The 21,133-nt window shown below is 44.0% G+C and carries 19 protein-coding genes and 4 tRNA genes; 12 read left to right on the forward strand and 11 right to left on the reverse strand.

All coding sequences use genetic code 11. The annotated features are described in order from the left end of the window. Positions 1-42 precede the first annotated feature (42 nt). Positions 43-597: a hypothetical protein gene (locus LOZ91_RS04990; RefSeq protein WP_244782746.1), complete on the reverse strand. Its 555-nt coding sequence runs from the start codon at positions 595-597 to the stop codon at positions 43-45. A gap of 79 nt (positions 598-676) precedes the next feature. Then, on the reverse strand, positions 677-3,124 hold the full coding sequence (gene rnr / locus LOZ91_RS04995; protein WP_005168700.1) for a ribonuclease R: 2,448 nt from the start codon (positions 3,122-3,124) through the stop codon (positions 677-679). A 263-nt stretch (positions 3,125-3,387) separates the two neighbouring features. Between rnr and LOZ91_RS05000 the strand changes: the two genes are divergently transcribed. The 4 genes from LOZ91_RS05000 (at position 3,388) to LOZ91_RS05015 (ending at position 4,067) form a co-directional block, all read left to right on the forward strand. Next, positions 3,388-3,477 (forward strand) — tRNA-Ser (locus LOZ91_RS05000). 16 nt (positions 3,478-3,493) lie between these two features. Then, a tRNA-Arg gene (locus tag LOZ91_RS05005) sits at positions 3,494-3,570 on the forward strand. A gap of 48 nt (positions 3,571-3,618) precedes the next feature. Continuing rightward, positions 3,619-3,695, forward strand: a tRNA-Arg gene (locus LOZ91_RS05010). 295 nt (positions 3,696-3,990) lie between these two features. Further along, positions 3,991-4,067: transfer RNA gene (locus LOZ91_RS05015), tRNA-Arg, on the forward strand. Positions 4,068-4,172: 105 nt separating this feature from the next. Here the strand turns inward: LOZ91_RS05015 and LOZ91_RS05020 are convergent. Beyond that, a complete protein-coding gene (locus LOZ91_RS05020) occupies positions 4,173-5,471 on the reverse strand; it encodes an SRPBCC family protein (protein ID WP_244782747.1) in 1,299 nt (432 codons plus the stop codon). A gap of 161 nt (positions 5,472-5,632) precedes the next feature. Between LOZ91_RS05020 and LOZ91_RS05025 the strand changes: the two genes are divergently transcribed. The 4 genes from LOZ91_RS05025 (at position 5,633) to yddG (ending at position 8,792) form a co-directional block, all read left to right on the forward strand. Then, on the forward strand, positions 5,633-6,130 hold the full coding sequence (locus LOZ91_RS05025) for a YcxB family protein (RefSeq protein WP_100355124.1): 498 nt from the start codon (positions 5,633-5,635) through the stop codon (positions 6,128-6,130). Positions 6,131-6,172: 42 nt separating this feature from the next. Next, positions 6,173-6,814 (forward strand): fumarylacetoacetate hydrolase family protein, encoded by a 642-nt coding sequence (locus LOZ91_RS05030; protein WP_244782748.1) that lies wholly within the window; start codon positions 6,173-6,175, stop codon positions 6,812-6,814. Between the two features lie 155 nt (positions 6,815-6,969). Continuing rightward, positions 6,970-7,908, forward strand: coding sequence for a DMT family transporter (locus LOZ91_RS05035; RefSeq protein ID WP_244782749.1), 939 nt, complete (start codon positions 6,970-6,972; stop codon positions 7,906-7,908). Next, the gene (gene yddG / locus LOZ91_RS05040; protein WP_244782750.1) at positions 7,905-8,792 is read left to right on the forward strand and encodes an aromatic amino acid DMT transporter YddG; all 888 of its coding nucleotides are present in this window, start codon (positions 7,905-7,907) and stop codon (positions 8,790-8,792) included. The genes LOZ91_RS05035 and yddG overlap by 4 nt, the downstream gene beginning before the upstream one ends. Before the next feature lie 30 nt (positions 8,793-8,822). On the opposite strand, the gene LOZ91_RS05045 is transcribed toward yddG, so the two are convergent. Further along, the gene (locus LOZ91_RS05045; protein ID WP_005168686.1) at positions 8,823-10,070 is read right to left on the reverse strand and encodes a YihY family inner membrane protein; all 1,248 of its coding nucleotides are present in this window, start codon (positions 10,068-10,070) and stop codon (positions 8,823-8,825) included. A gap of 114 nt (positions 10,071-10,184) precedes the next feature. Between LOZ91_RS05045 and wrbA the strand changes: the two genes are divergently transcribed. Continuing rightward, on the forward strand, positions 10,185-10,781 hold the full coding sequence (gene wrbA, locus LOZ91_RS05050; RefSeq protein WP_244782751.1) for an NAD(P)H:quinone oxidoreductase: 597 nt from the start codon (positions 10,185-10,187) through the stop codon (positions 10,779-10,781). Between the two features lie 53 nt (positions 10,782-10,834). Here the strand turns inward: wrbA and LOZ91_RS05055 are convergent, their stop codons facing one another. The 4 genes from LOZ91_RS05055 to LOZ91_RS05070 all read right to left on the reverse strand — a co-directional run bounded on the left by LOZ91_RS05055 (position 10,835) and on the right by LOZ91_RS05070 (position 13,763). Beyond that, positions 10,835-11,311: a hypothetical protein gene (locus tag LOZ91_RS05055; RefSeq protein WP_244782752.1), complete on the reverse strand. Its 477-nt coding sequence runs from the start codon at positions 11,309-11,311 to the stop codon at positions 10,835-10,837. A gap of 227 nt (positions 11,312-11,538) precedes the next feature. Next, positions 11,539-12,114 (reverse strand): xanthine phosphoribosyltransferase, encoded by a 576-nt coding sequence (locus LOZ91_RS05060; protein WP_005094083.1) that lies wholly within the window; start codon positions 12,112-12,114, stop codon positions 11,539-11,541. An 88-nt stretch (positions 12,115-12,202) separates the two neighbouring features. Continuing rightward, positions 12,203-12,916, reverse strand: a complete 714-nt coding sequence (locus tag LOZ91_RS05065) for a DUF3108 domain-containing protein (RefSeq protein ID WP_005168676.1) — start codon at positions 12,914-12,916, stop codon at positions 12,203-12,205. A 160-nt stretch (positions 12,917-13,076) separates the two neighbouring features. Further along, on the reverse strand, positions 13,077-13,763 hold the full coding sequence (locus LOZ91_RS05070; RefSeq protein WP_005094079.1) for a hypothetical protein: 687 nt from the start codon (positions 13,761-13,763) through the stop codon (positions 13,077-13,079). Between the two features lie 261 nt (positions 13,764-14,024). Here LOZ91_RS05070 and LOZ91_RS05075 point away from each other — a divergent pair, with 261 nt between their 5' ends. Next, a complete protein-coding gene (locus tag LOZ91_RS05075; protein WP_244782756.1) occupies positions 14,025-14,882 on the forward strand; it encodes a TonB family protein in 858 nt (285 codons plus the stop codon). Between the two features lie 178 nt (positions 14,883-15,060). Here LOZ91_RS05075 and ybeY read toward each other — a convergent pair whose 3' ends face one another. Genes ybeY through miaB form a run of 3 tightly spaced genes read right to left on the reverse strand, consistent with a single transcriptional unit; the run spans position 15,061 to position 18,138 of the window. Continuing rightward, positions 15,061-15,543, reverse strand: a complete 483-nt coding sequence (gene ybeY / locus LOZ91_RS05080; protein ID WP_005094076.1) for an rRNA maturation RNase YbeY — start codon at positions 15,541-15,543, stop codon at positions 15,061-15,063. 22 nt (positions 15,544-15,565) lie between these two features. Then, complete coding sequence (locus LOZ91_RS05085) at positions 15,566-16,642, reverse strand: PhoH family protein (protein WP_005094064.1); 1,077 nt, start codon at positions 16,640-16,642, stop codon at positions 15,566-15,568. Positions 16,643-16,680: 38 nt separating this feature from the next. Further along, positions 16,681-18,138 (reverse strand): tRNA (N6-isopentenyl adenosine(37)-C2)-methylthiotransferase MiaB, encoded by a 1,458-nt coding sequence (gene miaB, locus LOZ91_RS05090; RefSeq protein ID WP_159138917.1) that lies wholly within the window; start codon positions 18,136-18,138, stop codon positions 16,681-16,683. Positions 18,139-18,472: 334 nt separating this feature from the next. Between miaB and LOZ91_RS05095 the strand changes: the two genes are divergently transcribed. Both LOZ91_RS05095 and LOZ91_RS05100 read left to right on the forward strand, forming a co-directional pair. Next, positions 18,473-20,407: a lytic transglycosylase domain-containing protein gene (locus LOZ91_RS05095; RefSeq protein WP_180040701.1), complete on the forward strand. Its 1,935-nt coding sequence runs from the start codon at positions 18,473-18,475 to the stop codon at positions 20,405-20,407. Positions 20,408-20,438: 31 nt separating this feature from the next. Beyond that, a complete protein-coding gene (locus LOZ91_RS05100) occupies positions 20,439-21,077 on the forward strand; it encodes a hypothetical protein (RefSeq protein WP_005168674.1) in 639 nt (212 codons plus the stop codon). Positions 21,078-21,133 lie beyond the last annotated feature (56 nt).

A 21,133-nucleotide genomic window follows, 5' to 3' on the forward strand; every position in this document is an offset into this window, starting at 1 on the left:
TCAGTCTAGATGTAGGGCCTTTGGTGGGGGAAATCAAGGTAGTTAAAGTTTTTTCTCTAGCTTTGTATTTAATATTTTCAATTCTTTATTAATATTTTGAAGCTGTTCAATAAATCCACCATCAGATGAAGGTAAGGCTTCTAGTTCATTTATATCGATGATGGAAATATCAGTGATTTGAGTTTTCCATAAGTTTAAAGGGTGTTGATACCAATACGTGACTTTCATGGTGATAGGATTATTATCTAAAGCCTCTCTGAGGCCGCCGTATTGTCCCCAATCGTATATATAGCTCTGATTGGGTATAAATACTTTGACTCCATGTTTGAAAATACCGCTATCAAAATAATCTTTTGAAGTATTTAATTTTTTAATTCCGAAGGCCTGTTTAGGAATGGGTTGATCACTCGATATTTGTACATTATAGGCAATGGATTTTCCTATATTCTTTATCTGTAGTTGAATGAAAGATTGCTTACCGTAATGCGGAAGAGCAAAAACTATAATTTGTGGTTGCTGATCAGATTTAAATACGGCATAAGTCACAAGCAAAGCCATTAAAGAAATGATCAAAGTAAAAATAGTTATGGTATCCATTCTTATAATTTTTCCTATTTTAATATTTTGATTATAAATAAAAAAGAGCGCCTTAGCGCTCTTTTTATACCGTCAAAAATTATTCAGTCTTGGCTTTTGCATTCGACTTTTTCTTTTTCACTTTGGTCTTTTTCTTTACTTTATCTTTAGCCTTTGCTTCAGGCTTTGCTGCAGATTTTTTAGCAGACTTGCTGTTGTAAGAGCTGGGTTTTCCTTTGGCTTTTTTGCGTCGTATGGGCTGTTCTCCATCGGCATTCAGGCTGGATTTAGACTCGCGCTCATTCTTGCTAAAAACCTCTTCTGTTGCTGCTGGACGTACTGCCGGTTTTTTCTCGCTCACGCGCGGCGCACGAGCACGGATCGCACGGCCGGCATGACTGAGCTGCTGTACCAGTTCAAAGTCGATCTTGCGCTCTTCCAGATTGACGCCAGCCACCTTGATCTTGACTTCATCGCCCAGACCAAAGACCTGACCACGATTCTGGCCGACCAGATTCTGGCTGACTTGATCAAAGACAAAGAAGTCATCGCCCAACTGGCTGACATGCACCATACCATCCACATACAGGTCTTTTAGCGTCACAAACAGGCCAAACTCTGCTGTGGCACTAATGATGCCAACAAATTCTTCGCCTAAATGCTGTTGCATATAATGACATTTCAACCAGGTCGTCACCGAGCGAGAGGCTTCATCAGCACGGCGTTCAGTGGCAGAGAAATGTGTTCCTGCTTCATCTAAAGCTCCACCTGAAAGCGGAGATGGCTTTTTATTTAAATGCGCTTTAATGGCACGATGCAATAACAGGTCTGGATAACGTCGAATTGGCGAAGTGAAATGTGTGTACGCCTCATAAGCCAGACCGTAGTGCCCCGCATTGTTAGGGCCGTAATAAGCCTGCATCATGGAGCGTAATAACACCGCATGAATGCTTGGTGCATCTATGCGGTCTTTGGTCGCTTCAATCACCGCCTGATAATCTGCTTGAGTGGGTTGCTCCGGGAATTTCAAACCAAGCAGCTTGACGAAATCACGGACTTTTTGAATACGCGAGAACTCAGGTGGCTCATGCACGCGGTACAACATCGGAATTTCATTTTTCAATGCATATTCTGCGGCTGCCACGTTGGCCAGCAACATACATTCTTCAATCAGCTTATGCGCATCATTACGGCTACGCGGCAAAATCTCTTTAATTCCGCCCAGCTCATCAAAAGTCATATACGTTTCAACGGTTTCAAATTCCATGGCATGGCGTTCAGCACGTAAGCCTTTCAGAACCTGGTACAGCTGGAACAGGGTGTTGATCGACTTGCGAACTTCGCGATCTTCGGTAATGGCCTGACTGTCGCCTTCCAGATATTGTGCAACCTGATCATAAGTCAAACGTGCTTTAGAGTGCATCACGGATGGATAGAACTCAAAACCGGTAACACGACCGGCACGTGACAGTTTTAAATCACAGACCATACAGAGACGATCAACAGCCGGATTTAAAGAACACAAGCCATTCGACAAGGCTTCAGGCAGCATTGGTAAAACAAAGTGCGGGAAGTAGACAGAAGTTCCGCGTTCCTGAGCTTCATCGTCCAGTGGTTTGCCTGTACGTACATAATGACTGACATCGGCAATCGCTACGACCACGCGATAGCCACCGCCCGGACGTTTTTCAGCATATACTGCATCATCAAAGTCACGTGCATCTTCACCATCAATGGTGACCAAAGCTAAATCACGCAGATCCACACGACCTTCACGGTCTTTTTCTGTTGGTTCTTTAAAGCTTTCTGCATCCTGAATCACTTCTTCCGGGAATTCATACGGTAAACCATATTCTAAAATGGTTTGTGGAATGATGATTTCGGTATCGGCTTTATCTGCCATGGACTGGACAATATGACCGGTCGCAAATTCTTCACGGGTCGGATAAGTATCAATCGCCACGCGAATCGAATCACCCAGATTGACTTGCGCATGTTCAATCAGTTCTTTTTCAAGAGTAATCGGCTGATGCGCATTTGGGCTGGCAGGTTGAACAAAGTATTCACCTTCATATAGGGAAACTTTACCAATGATCTGCTTAACGCGGTGCTGCACAACTTCAGTCACATAACCCCAGGCTTTACCTTTACGGTCTACTGAAGTTTGACGTACTTTGACACGGTCGCCATTAAAGACCAGCCGTAGTTCACGCTCAGCCAGTAAGAGATCGTCCTGGCCAGAAATGTTGGCAGTTCCCATCCCGCGGGAATTGATATAAACCGTCGCTTCGGATTCAGGCTGCTCGACGGCAATCTGGAATTTATAACCATCTTTCATCAATTGCCCGTCACGCACCATCGCAATTAAACGATGGCTGAGAGCATCAATACTTTTTTGATCTGCGATTTCGAAATGTTCTACCAGGTCGGCATGAGACTGGGCATTATTTTTTTCTATGGTTTCTAAAATTAGCGTACGGCTTGGGATAGGGTTGTCATAACGTTCGGCTTCAGCTTTTGCTTCAGGATCGACCCAGTTTTTCATCATGTCTTTAAATTTATCTTAGGAGATAGGTTTAGCATAAAACATGTGTGCGCAGACTGCACGTAAATGATTGCAATAATCCATTTAAGTTTTCAATTTTCTGTTCATTTTAGATAACTGGAAATTTATTCGGTTTTTTGAGCAGGAAAATGTACGAAAAATCGCTGAATTGCTTAAAAAGTATTTAAACGAGCAAAAATATGCACTTTTTTTCGATGCTGCGCTTGCAGTGCCATGCCGAAATTTGTATTATGGCCGCACGTTACGGTGAGATGGGTGAGTGGCTGAAACCACGTCCCTGCTAAGGACGCATACGGGTAACTGTATCGAGGGTTCGAATCCCTCTCTCACCGCCACGCTTACTTATGTCGCGCGCTCATAGCTCAGCTGGATAGAGCACTTGGCTACGAACTAAGGGGTCGGGAGTTCGAATCTCTCTGAGCGCACCAAGTAAGTTAAGCAAAAAAACGTATTGCCAACCTAGGCACACAAGTTACGCGCTCATAGCTCAGCTGGATAGAGCACTTGGCTACGAACTAAGGGGTCGGGAGTTCGAATCTCTCTGAGCGCACCAACTTGAACAATCAACCGCTTTCATAGCGGTTTTTTTGTGCCTGAAATTTGGGAACATCTTTCTTGGTATTTGCTGTGTGCTTTTCATCAGGATGAAATGGAGCTTGTCGCCACATTGAATACAGCGTCAAAGTCCGGATGGTATTAATTGTTTTTAGCTCTAAATGTGCAGAAATTCTCACAGAAAACTGTAAATACTGCTGTATCGTTTAATTACTATACATTCAGTTGTGCTTTTATTAAAAAACACTTAACAAGCCTTAAAAAAGCCGTATAATGCACCCCATCAAGACGTCGCGCTCATAGCTCAGCTGGATAGAGCACTTGGCTACGAACTAAGGGGTCGGGAGTTCGAATCTCTCTGAGCGCACCAATCTTGATAAGAATTCTGAAAAAACCGCACATTGATGCGGTTTTTTTACGTCTGTGATATTTAACGCTTTTTCATATAAAAAACCAATAACTACCGATTCGTTGATTATCTTAATTTTTGCTGTACCTTGAGTGCATAGACGGTATTGCCACCCACCGCAGGTAATACATCGTGATAGGGCAGACTGCGCATGGCCCTTAATAAAAACGGTGCCTGATCATGAATCTTCATGCTGCTGGTGATTTGGAACAGATTACCTTGTGATTGCGGCAATAGCTTCATGCCGCCTTTGACAAACTTTAAGTCGCCACCATTGGCATTGAACTGATTCTGCAAGGGATCGGGCTGGTAAAAACGCATCTTGAAGTTAAATGGAATCTGAATCACGCCTAAGCCCACTGAAACTTTATAGTTGGCATCTACACTTTGGGTATTGATCGGGTTAAGTTCGACTTTCTTGATCTGGCGCGGGAAAAGCTGTTGACTGGCTTGTGCAGCCAACCACGGTCGTAGCTTGTCTACCGAATGCGGAAAGTATTGATAGGTGCTGCTAAATCTCAAATTTTCTGACGCTTTTCCTTCTTTGACCTGATAGCTGGGCAAAATAAAACTGACCGGTTGGCCAGATTTTTGACTAAGCTGGGCAATCTTCTGTAGCTGTTGTGAATTAAATTTGAGCTGTGGAGTCGGGGCGGTGAGTGTTGTGGCATGACTGGTTTTAAAGCGCTGTTGCAATGCTTCGAGTAGAAATGCGTTAGTACCGGGAGGAATGCCAAGTTTGGCTTCAGGCAGGGCATTGAGAATTTTACTGAATAGAAAACCTTTAGGCTGGTTCAGGTCGCCCCACTGGGTCACTGTCACCAGAGTTCTGTGCGGATCAAGCGCGAACCATTCCAGTTTTCCCGCGCCATAAGGAATGGGTGCATCAATAATTAAAGTGCTGATGCTGTTATTGCCCAGATGATGCTGCATCACCACGGTTTCTTTGAAGTTCAATATCGGAATTGGTGTGGGGATATGCACCTGATATTTGACCTGCTGAATCGAGCCTTGCTGTTCTAGAATTTTGGCTGACTTTAAAGTCGGAAACAGGCCAACATAATCCGGATAATGCTGTAGCAATTTCTCGACCTGTGTTTCAGCCACAGGCAAAACCACGGCGGCACTATAAAATTGTGCCTTGCTGGTGGCCTTACTGTTTAAGGTAGGAAGCTGGGTTTTAGTCACCGGATGCGCATAAATCAGAATCTTTTCGCCTGTCAATTCTGCCAATTGTTGGGCATTGCCCGGATAAGCACTCAGGCTACTGGGTAATTCTGCATCCCAGGGAATAATCTTGGCCAGTGATAGAGTAGACAGACCCGAACAGATACCGATCGCAATACATTGCTTGAATCCTTTCATTCAACATCCTGTTGCATATTTTTTGTTTTAATTGCTGTTTATTTAAAACTAAATACACGTTTTTCCAAAGCAAAGTTATGTAATTGATGCGACAGGCCATAAGCATTGTGCATATTTTGCTATAGTATTGGGCAAGATTTTATTTTTTTTGATGTGATGCTATGACTGAGTCAGCACCGACTTTATCGACCCGTTATTTTCTGACTTTAGAAGAATCTCAGGATGGTTTTGCCTTGGCGACTTTTGGCAAAAAGCAGATTTCACGTTTTCTGACGCCTCTGGTCAGTATCGGGATTATTATTTGGGGCTTTTCGATGGGCTTTGACGGGGTAGGACGCTATTACGTGGCTTTGGGGGCATTCTTCCTGATCCTGCAAGGCATCATGCGTTACTGGTTTCTGCCGATGATGTTTAAACGCCAGTTCGTCAAATATCAGTTTGGTAAGAGTGAACAAGGCCTCGATCTGTATCAGGACTATGCGGAAATTTTTAATAATGAGCGTAGCAAGCTGGTAGCGTATAGTGAAGTGCAGAATTTTGCTGCCGGCAAACTGACCTATATGCTTGAACTGAAAAACCGTACCGTCATCATTGTGCCAAAACGTGCCTTTAAAGATGCGACTGAGCAAAACATTTTTGAAAATACATTTAAAAAATAATCCAGAGATCGATATAAAGACAAATAAAGGAAAGTTTTGATCATGAGTACACGCCCATCCAAAATTGTCTGCGTTGGTCGCAGTTATGCCGATCATGCCAAAGAACTCGGAAATGCGATCCCTGATCATCCGGTCTTATTTATTAAGCCACCGAGTGCCTTAGGCTCGCTTGATGCAGGGATTGAATGGAATCCGGAGTGGGGCAACTGCCACTATGAATGTGAACTCAGTTTGCGTATTGACCGGACTTTAAGCAAAGAAAATGATCCTGTAAAAGCACTGCAAGCGGTGGGTGCGGTGACTTTAGGTCTGGACTTGACCCTGCGTGACTTGCAGGATGAACTCAAGAAAAAAGGCCAGCCTTGGGAACGTGCCAAAGCCTTTGATGGTTCGTGTCTGTTGTCAGACTGGATTCCTGTGAATGATGTGGTCGCGGACTGGCAAGATGTGCATTACACTTTGGAGGTGAATGAAGAACTGCGTCAAAAAGGCGATACCGCTTTATTGATTTTTGATATCGCGACTTTACTGGCAGATATCAGCCAGGTATTCACTTTAGAAGAAGGTGATGTGGTGATGACGGGTACACCCGCAGGTGTGGCGGCATTGCATGCAGGCGATCAGTTAAAAATGACCCTGAAAGGCCAGTCTCAGGATTATATCTGGACGACTTGGGTTAAATAAGCTGAACGGTTTATTTTTTGATTGAAAGGACTGCGAACGCAGTCCTTTTTTATCGAGTTTTAAAATATTTACAGCGCTGGCAAAATAATAGAAAAGTATTGTTTTACCGCAGAGAAGATTATAGTGGGCACTTTAAAGCGGTCACAGGAGTAGGGGTGAAGCAACGTCAGGCGCTAGATACCAAAGCATCTGCCATCATGTTTGTATTATGTATGTTGTGGGGGCTACAACAGGTCGTGCTGAAATGGGCGGCCAGTGATATTTCAGCCTTGATGCAAATTGCCTTGCGTTCAGCCTTGTCTGCGATCATGGTGTATCCCCTGATTCAGCAGAGCGTGCGCCGTCAGCTTTTGAGCACCCGCTATTTGCCTGCAGGATTGCTGGTCGGAATACTGTTCGCAACCGAATTTTATCTGATTGGGGAAGCACTACGCTATACCTCAGCTTCGCATACCATTGTTTTGCTTTATACTGCGCCGATTTTTGTCGCATTGGGTCTGCACTGGAAATTGCCGGCAGAGCGTTTGTCGCGTGTGCAATGGGGCGGTATCTTCGTGGCATTTAGCGGGATTGTGGTCAGTTTTTTACTCAGACCACAGACAAGCTCTACTTTACAAACCGATGCTTTGTGGGGAGATTTTCTGGCCTTACTCGGAGGTATATTCTGGGCAGCCACCACTGTCAGTGTACGTCTGAGCCGACTGGCTGAAGCACCTGCCACCCAGACCTTATTCTATCAATTATTGATGGGCGGCATATTATTGCTACCTTTGGCTTTTTTTAGTGGGCAAGCGACCATTCAATGGACGACCCTGTCTATTTCCAGTCTGATCTTTCATACCGTGCTGATTTCCTTTGCCAGTTATTTGATCTGGTTCTGGATGCTGAAACATTATCTGGCTTCACGTTTGGGCGTATTTTCTTTTTTAACGCCTGTATTTGGCATGCTGTTTGGGGTGTTGATTCTGGATGAACAGATCGAACTGAATTTTATTATTGGAACCTGTATGGTCATGCTGGGCGTGATTCTGGTGAGCTTGCAGGGATGGCTGAAAAAACCGAATACAACGAATAATCCTCAAGAGCAAACATGAACGTCTGGTCGATGAAACTGGCCACCTGGATTGGCCTGTCTTCCATTCTGATCTGGGCCAGTCTGGTGGCTGTGGTCAAATTGATTACCGAATCTACCAGTCCGGTGCAGGGGATTGCCCTGATTTACACTTTTAGTAGTCTGGCGATTCTGGCATTGATTGGATTTCCTAAAATCAGGCAAATGTCCAAGCGCTATCTATTGGGTTGTGGGGCTTTGTTCGTTGCTTATGAAATTCTATTTCTTGTTGCAGTTGCCTGGTCGGATCACCGTGAACAGGTGATGCTGATTGCGATGATTAATTATCTCTGGCCACCCTTGATGATTGTCTTTTCGATATTTGCCCGGCAATTGCAGGCGCGTCTTTGGGTCATTCCAGGATTTTTGCTTGCTGTAGTCGGTCTGATGTTGGTGGTCAATCCTGAAATTACCAATCTATCGAAACTTATGCAGGTTTTAGCTGAAAATCCTTGGGCTTATGGCTTTGCTTTTATCGGTGCCTTGTTATGGCCATGTTATTGCATTCTGACCAGAAAATATGGTCGTGGACAAAACGGCGTACCGATTTTTTTTGTGGTCGCCGTCATTGCGTTATGGGGCTTACATCTGGGCTTGGATGAGCCTTTCAGGATGCCTTCATTGAAGCTCTGGCTGAGAATCGCCATAGTAGGCAGTCTGATCGGGATTGCTTATAGTAACTGGAATCAGAGCATGCAGTACGGCAATATCAAGGTACTGATTTTGGCCACCTATTTTATGCCAATTCTGTCTTCAGTTATGTCCATGCTGATTCTGGATATTCGACCCGAGCTGAGTTTTTGGATTGGTACTGCTTTGGTGACCGCAGGTGCGATCGTCTGCTGGAAGTCTACGCAAACAACTTAAAAAAATCCTCTCAAGCGAGAGGATTTAGGATTATTTATTCCGGAACAATTCGGAAAGTGGAAAACTCAACTTTTCTTCCAGATATTGATCGGTTTCCTGTAGTTTAGGTGAGAATTTCTGCATCCAGATTTCCTCGGTATGTGCCTCGGTGAAGTGATGCTTACGTGGCAATGGATAAGGAAGTTGCAGATAAAAGTCCCAAAAACTCACCTGATCCAGATCACGTACCAAAACATATTCATTGTCATCGGTACGTTTGATCAGATTTTGTTTTTCAAACATGCTCACATAGTTTGGCCAGCGACCAATTTCATCACGACCCAAAGCATCTAATGCTTCTGCTTCACTAATGCTCTCACCAGTTTTTTGCTTTTTATGAAACAGCTCTAATAGATCCAGCAGCATGATGATTGGGTGACGTTTATGATCCTGGCCAGATTCAAAGGCCGTCAGGGCATAACTGATCTCAACGCCGAGTAAGACAATATTCCAGGATAAATAAATCCACAGTAGAAAAATCGGCACAGCGGCGAATGCACCATAGACAATCTCATAACTGGTAAAGTTTGACATCACAAAACCGAACAGGTTTTTAAGCAGCTCAAACACCACTGCACTAAACAGGCCGGCAATAAATGCAGACTTGAGTGGCACACTGCGATTGGGGATGGTCCAGTTGAGAATGAAAAACCCGAGTACGGTCAGAGAAAAGGAAATGGCCCAGAGGACAAAAGCACCATTAAGTTCATACCCGGCAAAGTTATTGCTGAGGACACTCATGGAAGCCACAGTTGATGAAATGACGAAGGCACTACCCAGTAAAATCGGTCCCAGCGAAATGATAGTCCAGTAGCGCATAAACCCGATAATTCCACCTCGGGTCTGAGTCACTCGCCAAATTCGGTTAAAGGCTGTTTCGATACTGGTGAGCATCAATACGGTCGTAATGAATAAAAACAGGATACCAATCACGGTTAAATTACTGGATTTATCGGTAAAGGCATTCAGCGCTTTATCAAAGGCAATCGTGGTTTTGGGTAGAAAGTTACTGTAGATCAGCTGTTGCAATTGTTGTCGTGCAGGCTCTAAGGCTTTAATCGATGAAATAATGACCAAGAAAACCGTCAACATCGGCACGACTGCGAAAAGCGTAGTATAGGTCAGGGAACCGGCTTGCTCACGACAACGGTCTGCTTCAAAGCGTCGGAGTACGAATAAAATAAACTGAAACCAGTGTTTCTCATAAAAGGGTAACTTTTTTAAATACTCAACAATCATGTGCATCCAATCTCAATTTTTTTAATCATCATGAATTTTCATCCATTAGCTTAACCAAAAAAGTTACAGAATATCGTATAGTTTTATTTTTTTAAGTAATGAATAAGAAGCCTCATGCAACCTTATGTTCTTGTTTTATATTACAGCAAATATGGCTCAACGAAAGAAATGGCACATCTGATAGCCAATGGCGTTGAATCGGCAGGAATGGCGGTAAAAATTCGGACTGTCCCGAATATTTCTAGCGTCGTAACCATAGCCGAGCCGAGTATTCCGGCAGAAGGAGATATTTATTGCAGTTTAGAGGATTTGACCCAGTGTTCTGGCTTGGCCTTAGGTTCACCGACCCGTTTTGGCAATATGGCCTCAGAAATGAAATACTTTTGGGATCAGACCACCAGTCTATGGCTGAATGGTGCGCTGCACGGTAAGCCGGCCTGTGTCTTTACCGCATCGGGTTCCATGCATGGCGGACAGGAAAGTACCTTGTTGACTATGCTGCCACCATTATTCCACCACGGTATGATGATTATGGGGCTCAGTAATGCTACAGCTGCCTTGTCCAATACCAAGACTGGCGGTACGCCGTACGGTGCCAGTCATGTCAGTGGCCCACGGCATGATCAGGGTTTAAGCCCAGATGAAAAAGTTTTGTGCGAAGTACAGGGCAAACGACTGGCTGAAGTGGCTTTCAAACTCAATCAGTCTTAAGCATTAACTCAGAAGGAAATGAAGAACTCACTCACTTCATTTCCTTCATGATATTAATCTTCTTTTTGATCTTTTTGATCTTTTTGATCTTTTTGATCTTTTTGATCTTTTTGATCTTTTTGATCTTTTTGATCTTTTTGATCTTTTTGATCTTTTTGATCTTTTTGATCTTTTTGATCTTTTTGATCTTTTTGAATAAATCTATGTTTGCATTTTAAACATTGATAATCCAAGAATAAATTACGGTCGACGGAAATCCCGGCTTTCTTGCCTAGAAAATTCCCCACTACACCACCAGTAATCCCGACACTGATTGCGCCGACAAAGGTGCCTACAGTCCCGCCGACAATAACACCTAAAGGTCCTGCTACCGTGCCAATCGCAGCACCAATGGAAGCACCCGAAGCAGCACCACCCACAGTCCCGGCAGTTGCGCCGGCAGAACTCATGAGAATACCGCCAATTTTCTTTAAATTCTGTTCGTGATCGCGCTGTTCGATCTCGGTTGAGCCACATTTAGGACATTGCATAGTCTCATTCCATGATGTATGACATGCTACCTGTCGTAACACGCATAATGTTTCTATAAATATAGGTTTAATTGAAAAGATTAGAATCTTGTTCTGTTAAGCATAAGGTGCTTTAGGCGATAAACAATTGATATTTTGTGAACATTTTGGTTTTTATTTTTGAGTTGGCTAGCTATAAAAAAAAGCGCCAGATCTGGCGCTTTTAAATTCATGATCAGCATGACTGCTTAATCACGAACAAATTCAACTGTGCCATTTGCCAAAGATTTTACGCGTGCCAGTGACTCCACACGGTAGCCTTTTTCAAGCAGCAAGTCGCGACCAGGCTGGAATGATTTTTCAATCACAATACCAATACCGACCACTTCTGCGTTTGCCTGATGAATCAGATCGGCCAGACCCAGCGCCGCCTGACCATTCGCCAGGAAGTCATCAATCACTAAAACCTTGTCGGTTGAGCTGATGTGTTTATTTGAAATCGCGATGGTGCTTTCAGTCTGTTTGGTAAATGAAAACACTTTAGAGCGGTATAAATCATCTTTCAGGGTCAAAGACTGGTATTTACGTGCAAAGATGACAGGTACACCAAGTTCTAAACCTGCCATCACTGCAGGTGCAATACCTGATGCTTCAATCGTAATAATTTTGGTGATACCAGCATCCTTAAACAGACGCGCAAATTCTTGACCAATTAATTGCATCATGACTGGGTCAATCTGGTGGTTTAAGAAAGAATCCACTTTCAAAACTTCTTCAGAGAGAACGATGCCTTCGGCCAAGATTTTCTGTTCTAGTGCATGCACGGGAGAATCCTCAAGAGCAGGTGCTTTTTCAAGCAAAAGCGTATTGTAAAAAGCACCCGGAAAAAATCAAGTGAAATTCGCCAAAATCTTAGTTGCTTGCACCTTTATAGTCAGTTAATAGCAAACCATAAGAGGTTTTCTTGTCTACATGCGAAACTTTGACTGGCAGATAGTCAAGTTTCGGTGCCAGCCAGAAGATGGTTTCACGACCCGGCTTGCTATGCTTCATCACCACCTTGATGGTATTAAAAGAACCATATTTGGTACTGACCGTTTCTGAACCTTGTCGAACAAACTTACGGCCTTCGACCTCTTTAGCATCAGCAAGATAATAATTCGATTTTAAGCCACCATTTTTTAGATCTTCACGAATTTGTAATTCCGCATTCAGTTCATCCAGAACATCGGCTCTCCAGGCAAAAGAACGCTTTTCATCATCTTTTCTGGTATTGATGGTTTTGCTGGAAGGATTAAAGTTAATACTCATGGTGTTGTTATGTACCAGGATTTTACTGCTACGACTGAAACTGCTGGAGCCAATCTTGCCGTTATTAAAGGTGAAACGGCTGGTTTCAGTTGCTGAAGCAATACCACCGGCTTTTGCAGCAAAGACGTAAGTCCAGTTATTGCCGGATTTACTCAGAGTACGGGTGGCAGAACCCATATTCTTGCCATTATAGCTAAATTGATAATTGGCTTGGAAAGGCGTCATGGCAAAAGCCTGGCTAGAAATACCAGTCAACAGTATTGCACCGCTTAGACCTGTGGTCATCGCTAAAGTCTTAAATACAGTCTTCACCATTAGTCATTTTCCTATATTGGTTAAACGGGCAAAATATCTTACTTGTTGTAGCTTTTATTCTTTAGGCAAAATATGGAAATTTAAGGGATATTTCTAGCAAAAATGTATCTTTCATGTAGTTGTTTTCAACAAAAGTTCAAAAAACGAGATTGAATAGTATTCAAGACGGATCTTTCTGTTTGATCGGGGTCACCAGGTTATCGTCCATTTCGTCTTCATCCCAATTTTCCTCTCTGTCTTGAGAAAGTTTCCTAAACAGGGCTGCCAGATTCACATTACCAATCACCACCAGTTCAGCTTCGCGAAGCACTGCATGATTCACATGAACTTTTCCTAGAGTATCAATAATCGAACGGTTTTTGCCTAACCAGCGGTTCAAGTCCAGATACAGCAAGTCATCAATGACTTTAATAACGCCAAGTTTTTCCAGAATCATGCCCAATGGATCTTTGTTCAAGATGCGTTGATAGAAGAACAGGGCAAAACGCACCCCAAGCTTATACAACAGATTTGGATATTTGGCGTCAATAAGCTGTGTATCACTGATTTGCTCGAATACAATCAGCTGGGTGGTCTTATTCAGTTCCATCTGAACCAGCTTCAAGTCTACCGACAAAGTGATATTCAGGCCTTTATAGTCTAGTGTCGCGTAGAGACGCAGCCAGTCTTCATGCAGGTCTGCGTGTAAGTCTTTCAGTGCATCGACATTGTCGGTGACAAAGCGTTGAAAAGTTGCATTTAAGAAGACTTGCGATAAAGGGAATTCACGCTCATCCTCAATAAATCCTTCCGCCCTCTGATACACTTGGCGGATTCGGTTGGAAATATTGGAAATTAGCGTTTGCATATTGAAGCATCCTAGCAACTTTATTTTTGACTCGAAGTGTATCTTGTCGAATTGTATGAAAAATACAAGTATTCAAGCTTGAAGTTTAGCAAAATAAATAGCACCATTTTTATAGTTTTAGTTATGTAACGTTGAAGATTTGATGGATTTGGCATTTTTAAAATAGAAATGCCCAATTTGTTTGTTTTTAATCTTTAAAATACTTTTTTGGGGAACTGAACTCAGGACTGAGTTTGGGTAATGTGATAAACAATGATATTAATGCCTCTGGTCAGAACCTGGTGGAAAGATCCAGTGTTTAGCAGTGCCGTGCTCACCGCAGGCATTCTGCATTTGATCGTATTGACACTGGAATTTGGTATGCCGCAAGATCGGGAGACCAGCACCAAAGAAATTGCAGTCAGCTTGCGACAAACAGATGAAAAAATTGAACACGCTGATTTTCTGGCCCAGACAGACCAGCAAGGGTCTGGCAAGTTTCGAGAAGCGCATCGGATGTCGAGTGATATGCCATCTCCTTTGTTAGAGCAGAAGGCAGGGGAAGAACAACAAGAAAGTCCGGATCTGCTGCAACAGAAACAGGAACTCAGTTTTGAAGAAAAAGTGCTGATGACCACCTTGAGCTGGCAAAAACAGGCAGAAGAAAATCAGCGTAAAAAAATGCAGGAGCAGTTACAAAGCCAGTTTCAGGCCAAAGCAGCCATGGTGGCCAGTCTGGAAGCGCAATATTTACAGCGTCAGCAAAATTTTAGTCGTCAGCAAAAAATTAAAACTGTGGATGGTATTCAATCCAAGCAGGATGTCTCCGCAGCCTATCTGGAAAAGTTCCGTCAGAAAGTAGAGTTTTATGGCAATCAGTATTATCCGGAAGCTGCCAAGCAGCAGAATCTGGCAGGTGAAGTTCGTCTGATGGTGATCCTGAATCAGAATGGAGGGATTCGTGCCATCCGATTAATTGACAGTTCAGGACATGCCATGCTGGATGAGGCTGCGAAATCTTCTGTACGTAAAGCGGCGCCATTTGGTGCGTTTGATGCCAAAATGAAGGAAGTTTCTGAATTGCGGATTATCCGAACCTGGCGTTTTGATCCGGCTGAAGCAGAGTTTGAAGTACGTTAATTCATTCTAGTTCTCTCTCCCTTTGGGAGAGAGTTAGAGAGGGGTTTTAACAGGTATTAGAACCTCTCCCTTGCGAACTCAGAATATATTCTGAGGATTCTCATCTCCTAGAGGAAGAGCGAATATAAAGCATTAAAAAAGCGAGCCTCAGCTCGCTTCCTTCATTTTCTTTTAAATCTTAATCTCGTTCCAGATAAGGATTTTCAAAACCCAGCTTGGCCAGAATTTCAATTTCAATGCCTTCCATTTCTTCCGCATCTTCATCTGATGTTTCATGATCATAACCCATTAAATGCAAGGTGCCATGCACCAGCATATGGGTGAAATGCGTCAACGGCGCTTTTTGCTGCTCAAGCGCTTCAGCAAGTACCACAGGAATACAGATCACCAGATCGCCAATGGGAAAGGCATCCAGAAATTGCGCCATTTCATCTGGAAGATCGCTCGGAAAAGACAGGACATTGGTCGATTTGTCTTTGCCGCGATATTCCAGATTCAGTTTATGACTTTCATCATGATCGACACAGGCAATTCCGATTTCGCAATTACTTTGCGTACCGATATGACCTAAAGTGGTTTCGACTACTTTTTTAATAGAGGCACGTTTTAGTACCAGTTCAGGTGACTGAAAATCCTGCTGTAAGGAAAGACTAAGTTTCAACACAAATCCTTAAATTGAAAGCTTAATGCTGTGCATCTGCGGCAGCATTATTTTCAGCGATCAAGGCGTCCTGACGTGCTTTACGTTCGGCACGTGCTTCTGCACTTAAACGCTGCTGATCACTGTCCCAGCCTTCATAGGCTTCAACAATTTTCTGTACCAGTTGATGACGAACCACATCACGCGAATGAAAACGGGTGATATGAATTTCAGGGATTTTATCAATCACACGCAGGGCATGTGAAAGACCAGACTGTTGGCCGCGCGGTAAATCCACCTGCGTCACGTCACCAGTAATGACCGCTCGTGAACCAAAACCTAAACGGGTCAGGAACATTTTCATCTGTTCTGGGGTGGTGTTCTGTGCCTCATCCAGAATGACGAAAGAATGATTCAAGGTACGGCCACGCATATAAGCGAGTGGCGCCACCTCAATCACTTGACGTTCAATCAGCTTGGCCACTTTTTCAAAGCCGAGCATTTCATACAAAGCATCATACAATGGACGCAAATAAGGATCGATTTTCTGGCTTAAATCCCCTGGCAAGAAACCCAGTTTTTCACCGGCCTCGACCGCAGGACGCACCAGTAGAATGCGCTGGATTTCATTGCGTTCCAGCATGTCCACAGCAGCAGCGACAGCCAGATAGGTTTTACCGGTTCCGGCAGGACCTATACCAAAAGAAATATCACTTTGCAGAATACGCTGTACATAACGTTTCTGGTTGGCACCACGCGGATTGATCCGGCCTTTACGGGTTTGTAACCAGACATTGTCCAGGCCGGTATGTTCTTGGTCTTCTAGATCTTGCTGGAGTTCACGGTCAGTCTGACTGCCCTGAATCATTAGGTGCAGGGTATCTGCGCTGATCTGCTGGCTCTGTTCAGATTCTTCGTGTAGACGTTGCAAGAGCATTTCGGCTCTTTCAACGGCATCGATTCCACCATCCACAATAAAACTCTCTCCGCGATGGGAGATTTTGACATCTAAACGTTGTTCAATTTGCTTCAAATGACCGTTATAAGCACCTAACATCGCTTGGATACGGTCCATTGAAATCCCAGGAAAAGCTACTGTACGTCGAATCGCTGCAGTCAAAGAGTATTCCTTATGAAGTGTACGTTATATGCTCTACATTACGCCACGTCAGGCTCAAGATTCAAGAGTTCACCATAAACTAAATTCAAAGTTTTAATTTCGGTCACTTCGATCTCGGCAAAGCGACCTACCCAGGCAGGATCACCAATAAAGTTGACATAACGGGTGTTGTCCGCCGTACCCACCAGAATATTCGGATCTTTATCAGAGACTTTCTCGATCAGTACCCGCTGGATGCTACCGAGCATGGCATCCGTTTTGTCAATACTCGAGCGTTTAATCCATTGCTGAACTTTGGCCAGACGTTCTTTTTTGACATCTTCCGGAATGGTATCTTCCAGTTCTGCCGCAGGCGTACCCGGACGTTTTGAATAGATAAAACTATAAGAATGATCGAAATCCAGATCCTGAATAAACTGATAGGTCTCTGCAAAGTTCTCATCGGTTTCACCCGGGAAGCCAATGATAAAGTCTGAAGATAAATGCATATCGGGACGAACTGAGCGTAACTTTTTAATCTTCTCGATATAGACATCGATGGTATGGTTACGTTTCATGGCCTGAAGCACATCATTCGAGCCACTTTGTACCGGCAAATGCAGATGCGAAACCATTTGTGGCAGGTCACGATAACACTGGATCAGGTCATCATTAAATTCGAGTGGATGCGAAGTGGTATAACGAATCCGGCCAATGCCCGGAATATCCGCGACTAAACGCAACAGATCGGCAAAAGTACAGATATTGCCTTCAAAGGTTTCACCACGATAGCCATTGACGTTTTGACCCAGCAGGGAAATTTCACGCACGCCTTTTTCTGCCAGACCCGCAATTTCAGCCAATACATCATCCAGTGGGCGAGACACTTCTTCACCACGGGTATAAGGCACCACGCAGAACGAACAATATTTTGAACAGCCTTCCATGATCGAAACAAAGGCTTTATAGCCCTCAACACGCGGTTCAGGCAGAAAGTCGAATTTTTCGATATCCGGGAAGGAGATATCTACCAGTTTGATTTTTTCTTTTTTCGGTTTTTCGATCTGGTCAAAATGCTGATCCAGCATTTGTGGCAAGCGGTGCAGGGTTTGCGGGCCAAAAATCATGTCGACATAATTGGCACGTTTCTGGATGTTGTCGCCTTCCTGAGACGCCACACAGCCGCCAACCCCGATAATCAGATCCGGATTCTTGTCTTTCAGTTTGCGCCAGCGACCCAGCTCGGAAAACACTTTTTCTTGGGCTTTTTCACGGATCGAGCAGGTATTCATCAGCAGAATATCGGCATCTTTAGGATCGTTGGTCAGCACATAGCCATGAGAATCGCCTAACAGGTCTGCCATACGGTGACTGTCGTACTCATTCATCTGACACCCTTGCGTTTCGATATACAGTTTTTTTACTGCAATCTCATGGACAGGGGTGTGCGCTGGCTGGGTAACAGTGTTTTCTGAGGCAGCTGGGGCACCATTCGGAATGAAGGTTTGAACCGTCATGTAGGCTCCTACAAGGTAATACGTTGAAAGAGTGAACGAACAGCCTGATTGACGCATCAAACAGGTGAATAACAATTCAATTCACGGACTGAAATATGGGAAGGCGCATATTTTAGCAGGAAAGTCGCTTAAACTTATAGCTTAAATTAAACGTGGAAAAATATTGATTTATGGGTAAAAATTGTCTGTAGATTAATATTGCTTAATCATAAGGTTACATAACTGAACAATACAGTTGCTTATAATATTTCAACAAAGCTCTTATGATAAGCAACATAGGCTAGGCACAGAATCGATGAGAGAAGGCAAAGGGATGTTGAAACACACTGAAAATATGTATAAATATTATAAATTAATTACGTTAAGTGTGGCGTGTATCGGTTCAGCAAGTACATATGCAGCTGAAGAGCAATTTAACGATGCCTTACGTGCGGCCAATTCAGGTAATACTGAATTATTACAACAATATCGCCTGTCCATGCAGAATGATGCTTTAGGCTATTATCCGGAATACTGGATTTTAAACCAGAATCTTGCCTTGCAACCTGCCAGCCAAATTGTCAGTTTTGCTCAGCGCTACCCGCAATCTGCGATGGCTGAAAAGCTGGCAGCGGACTATGTCGAAGAAAAAGTCAAAATGGCAGATTTCACCACGGCTCAACCGGTATTGCCTTATGTGACCAATGCTGATCCAGCTGAAGCCTGTGCCGTAGCACAAGTTCGTGCCAAAGCCGGTGATGAGCTGGTTTATGCCGAGTTTAAAGAGGTCTGGCTAACCACCAATAGCCAACCGGATTCTTGTACTGGACTTGGTCGAATGATGCTTTCTAGCCCTTTAATGACGGCAGAAGACCGCCAACAGCGACTTTGGGTACAATTGCGTGCCGGTCAGTCAGGTCAGGCTATTGCCACTGCGCAAGGAATCGGTCTGAATCTGTCTTTAGCACAACTCAATTCGATTCAGGCCAATCCAACCAATTATTTATGGTCTGCACCGAAAAACAGTGCGGCAGAACATGCTTATCTGATTTATGCACTGGGACGTCTGGCAGATAGTGATCTGGACTCGGCGTTATCCATTGTGAAACGGACTGCTGAAGGCACACCGGTACAAGTACAACGTGCCTTATACCGAGCTGTGGGGTATGTCGGTGGAACCACAGTCATGAAGAACAACTTTAACCGGGAAGTGTTAAATGCCTTTGATGCCAGTTATGGTCTGCCATTTAGTCCGGAAGAAGCTGAGATTTATGCGCGTCAGGCCATCCGTTTTAGTGCGTGGGAAAGCCTAATCCGTGCGATTGATGCCATGAGCGTCAATCAGAAACAGGAAGATCGCTGGCAATATTGGCTGGCCCGTGCCAGTGAGCAGCGTGCAGATCGTAGTTCAAAGAAAACTGCAGAGAGTATTTATCGTACATTGGCCGCCGGGGATGATTATCACAATCTTCTGGCACGCGACAAGTTGGGACAGCTGACTGCGAGCACACCCAATCCAATTCAGCCATCGAATCAGGCCATGCAACGTTTGAATCAGGATATTCATTTCCGTCGTGCGTTCACGCTACGTAATATCAGTGCACCGAATAACTACATTAACCGTGAATGGAACTGGGCAGTGCGTCAGGCCTATCTGAAGAAAGATGATGAGCTGTTGCTGGCCGCAGCAAAGCGTGCCATGGACATGGGTTGGCATGATCGGGCCATTTATGCAGCTGACCGCACCGTGAACAAACATAACTACAATTATCGTTATCCAATGCCGCACCAGAATTACGTGGTCAGTCATAGCCGCAATGCCGGGATCGATCCGGCTTGGGCTTATGGCTTGATGCGTCAGGAAAGCCGTTTCAATACCGTGGCACGTTCACATGTGGGTGCCGGTGGCCTGATGCAAATCATGCCAGATACTGCCAAGCTGGTGGCGCGTCAAATGGGTGAGGCTTATAATCCGGCAGCTTTGACCGATATGAATACCAATATCCGTTATGGCACCTTTTATTTATCGACCATTCAGCGTCAGCTCAGCAACAGCCCAGTCTTGGCAACCGCAGGCTATAATGCCGGACCAAACCGTGCCCGCCGTTGGCAGCCGGAATTTCAGGGCATGGCAGCAGATCAATATACTGAAAGTATTCCTTTACTTGAAACTCGGGATTATGTGAAACATGTCATGACCAATGCCACACATTACGGTCTCTTGTTAGGACAGGGTGCACAGTCCGTGGGTAAGCGTATGCAACTGATACCATTACGTAATACACAATAAAATTAAAATTATTGGGGATGGTGATTTATTCATGAAAATAATGAAGGATCGTCGAGTTTGGGGGAAATGGGCAGCGCTTGTATTTTTGGGCAGCAGTCCGGCAGCATTCGCCATGCCGACAGACTATGTTATGGATGTAGAAATGGTGCCGGCTTTATGTAGCCTGTACCCTGAATATGCAAAGAAACGAAAATGTCTGGAAGGCTATTCCTTGAATATTTCCGGCTTATATCCTCAGGCTACGTCAGAAAACTGTACAACCAATAGCTCTGCGAAACTTTCACCACTTCAGTCCAAGGTGGTGGCCAGAATTATGCCGGATGAAAATACCCGGACCATTTTGTGGCGCAACATCGGCGGCTGTGTTCCAATGAATGCCAGCCAATATTTCCGGACGATTATCAATTATGCAGACCGGCTTAAAGTGCCGGCAGAGCTGACTGAACAGGAAAATATCACCATATCAGTCGATGCGCTGCGTGTGAAATTTGTGAGAATTAATCCGCAATTACCCGCCAATGCTTTGAGATTTAATTGCCAGCTTACTCAAGCTAGCAGCGTGTTGACCTCGATCAAAGTCTGTTATCACAAAAATGGCAATTATAAATCCTGTCCTGCCAACATTATTAATACATGCCCAAAAACTGTCACAATAAAAGGAACATACTGAGCTTTTTTGCCGGTTTAATTTATATTTCCTATCAGACTTTAGATGAAATCCGTCCT

The sequence above is a fragment of the Acinetobacter sp. F-1 genome (assembly GCF_022869025.1).
GTDB classification, from domain to species: Bacteria; Pseudomonadota; Gammaproteobacteria; order Pseudomonadales; family Moraxellaceae; genus Acinetobacter; species Acinetobacter pseudolwoffii.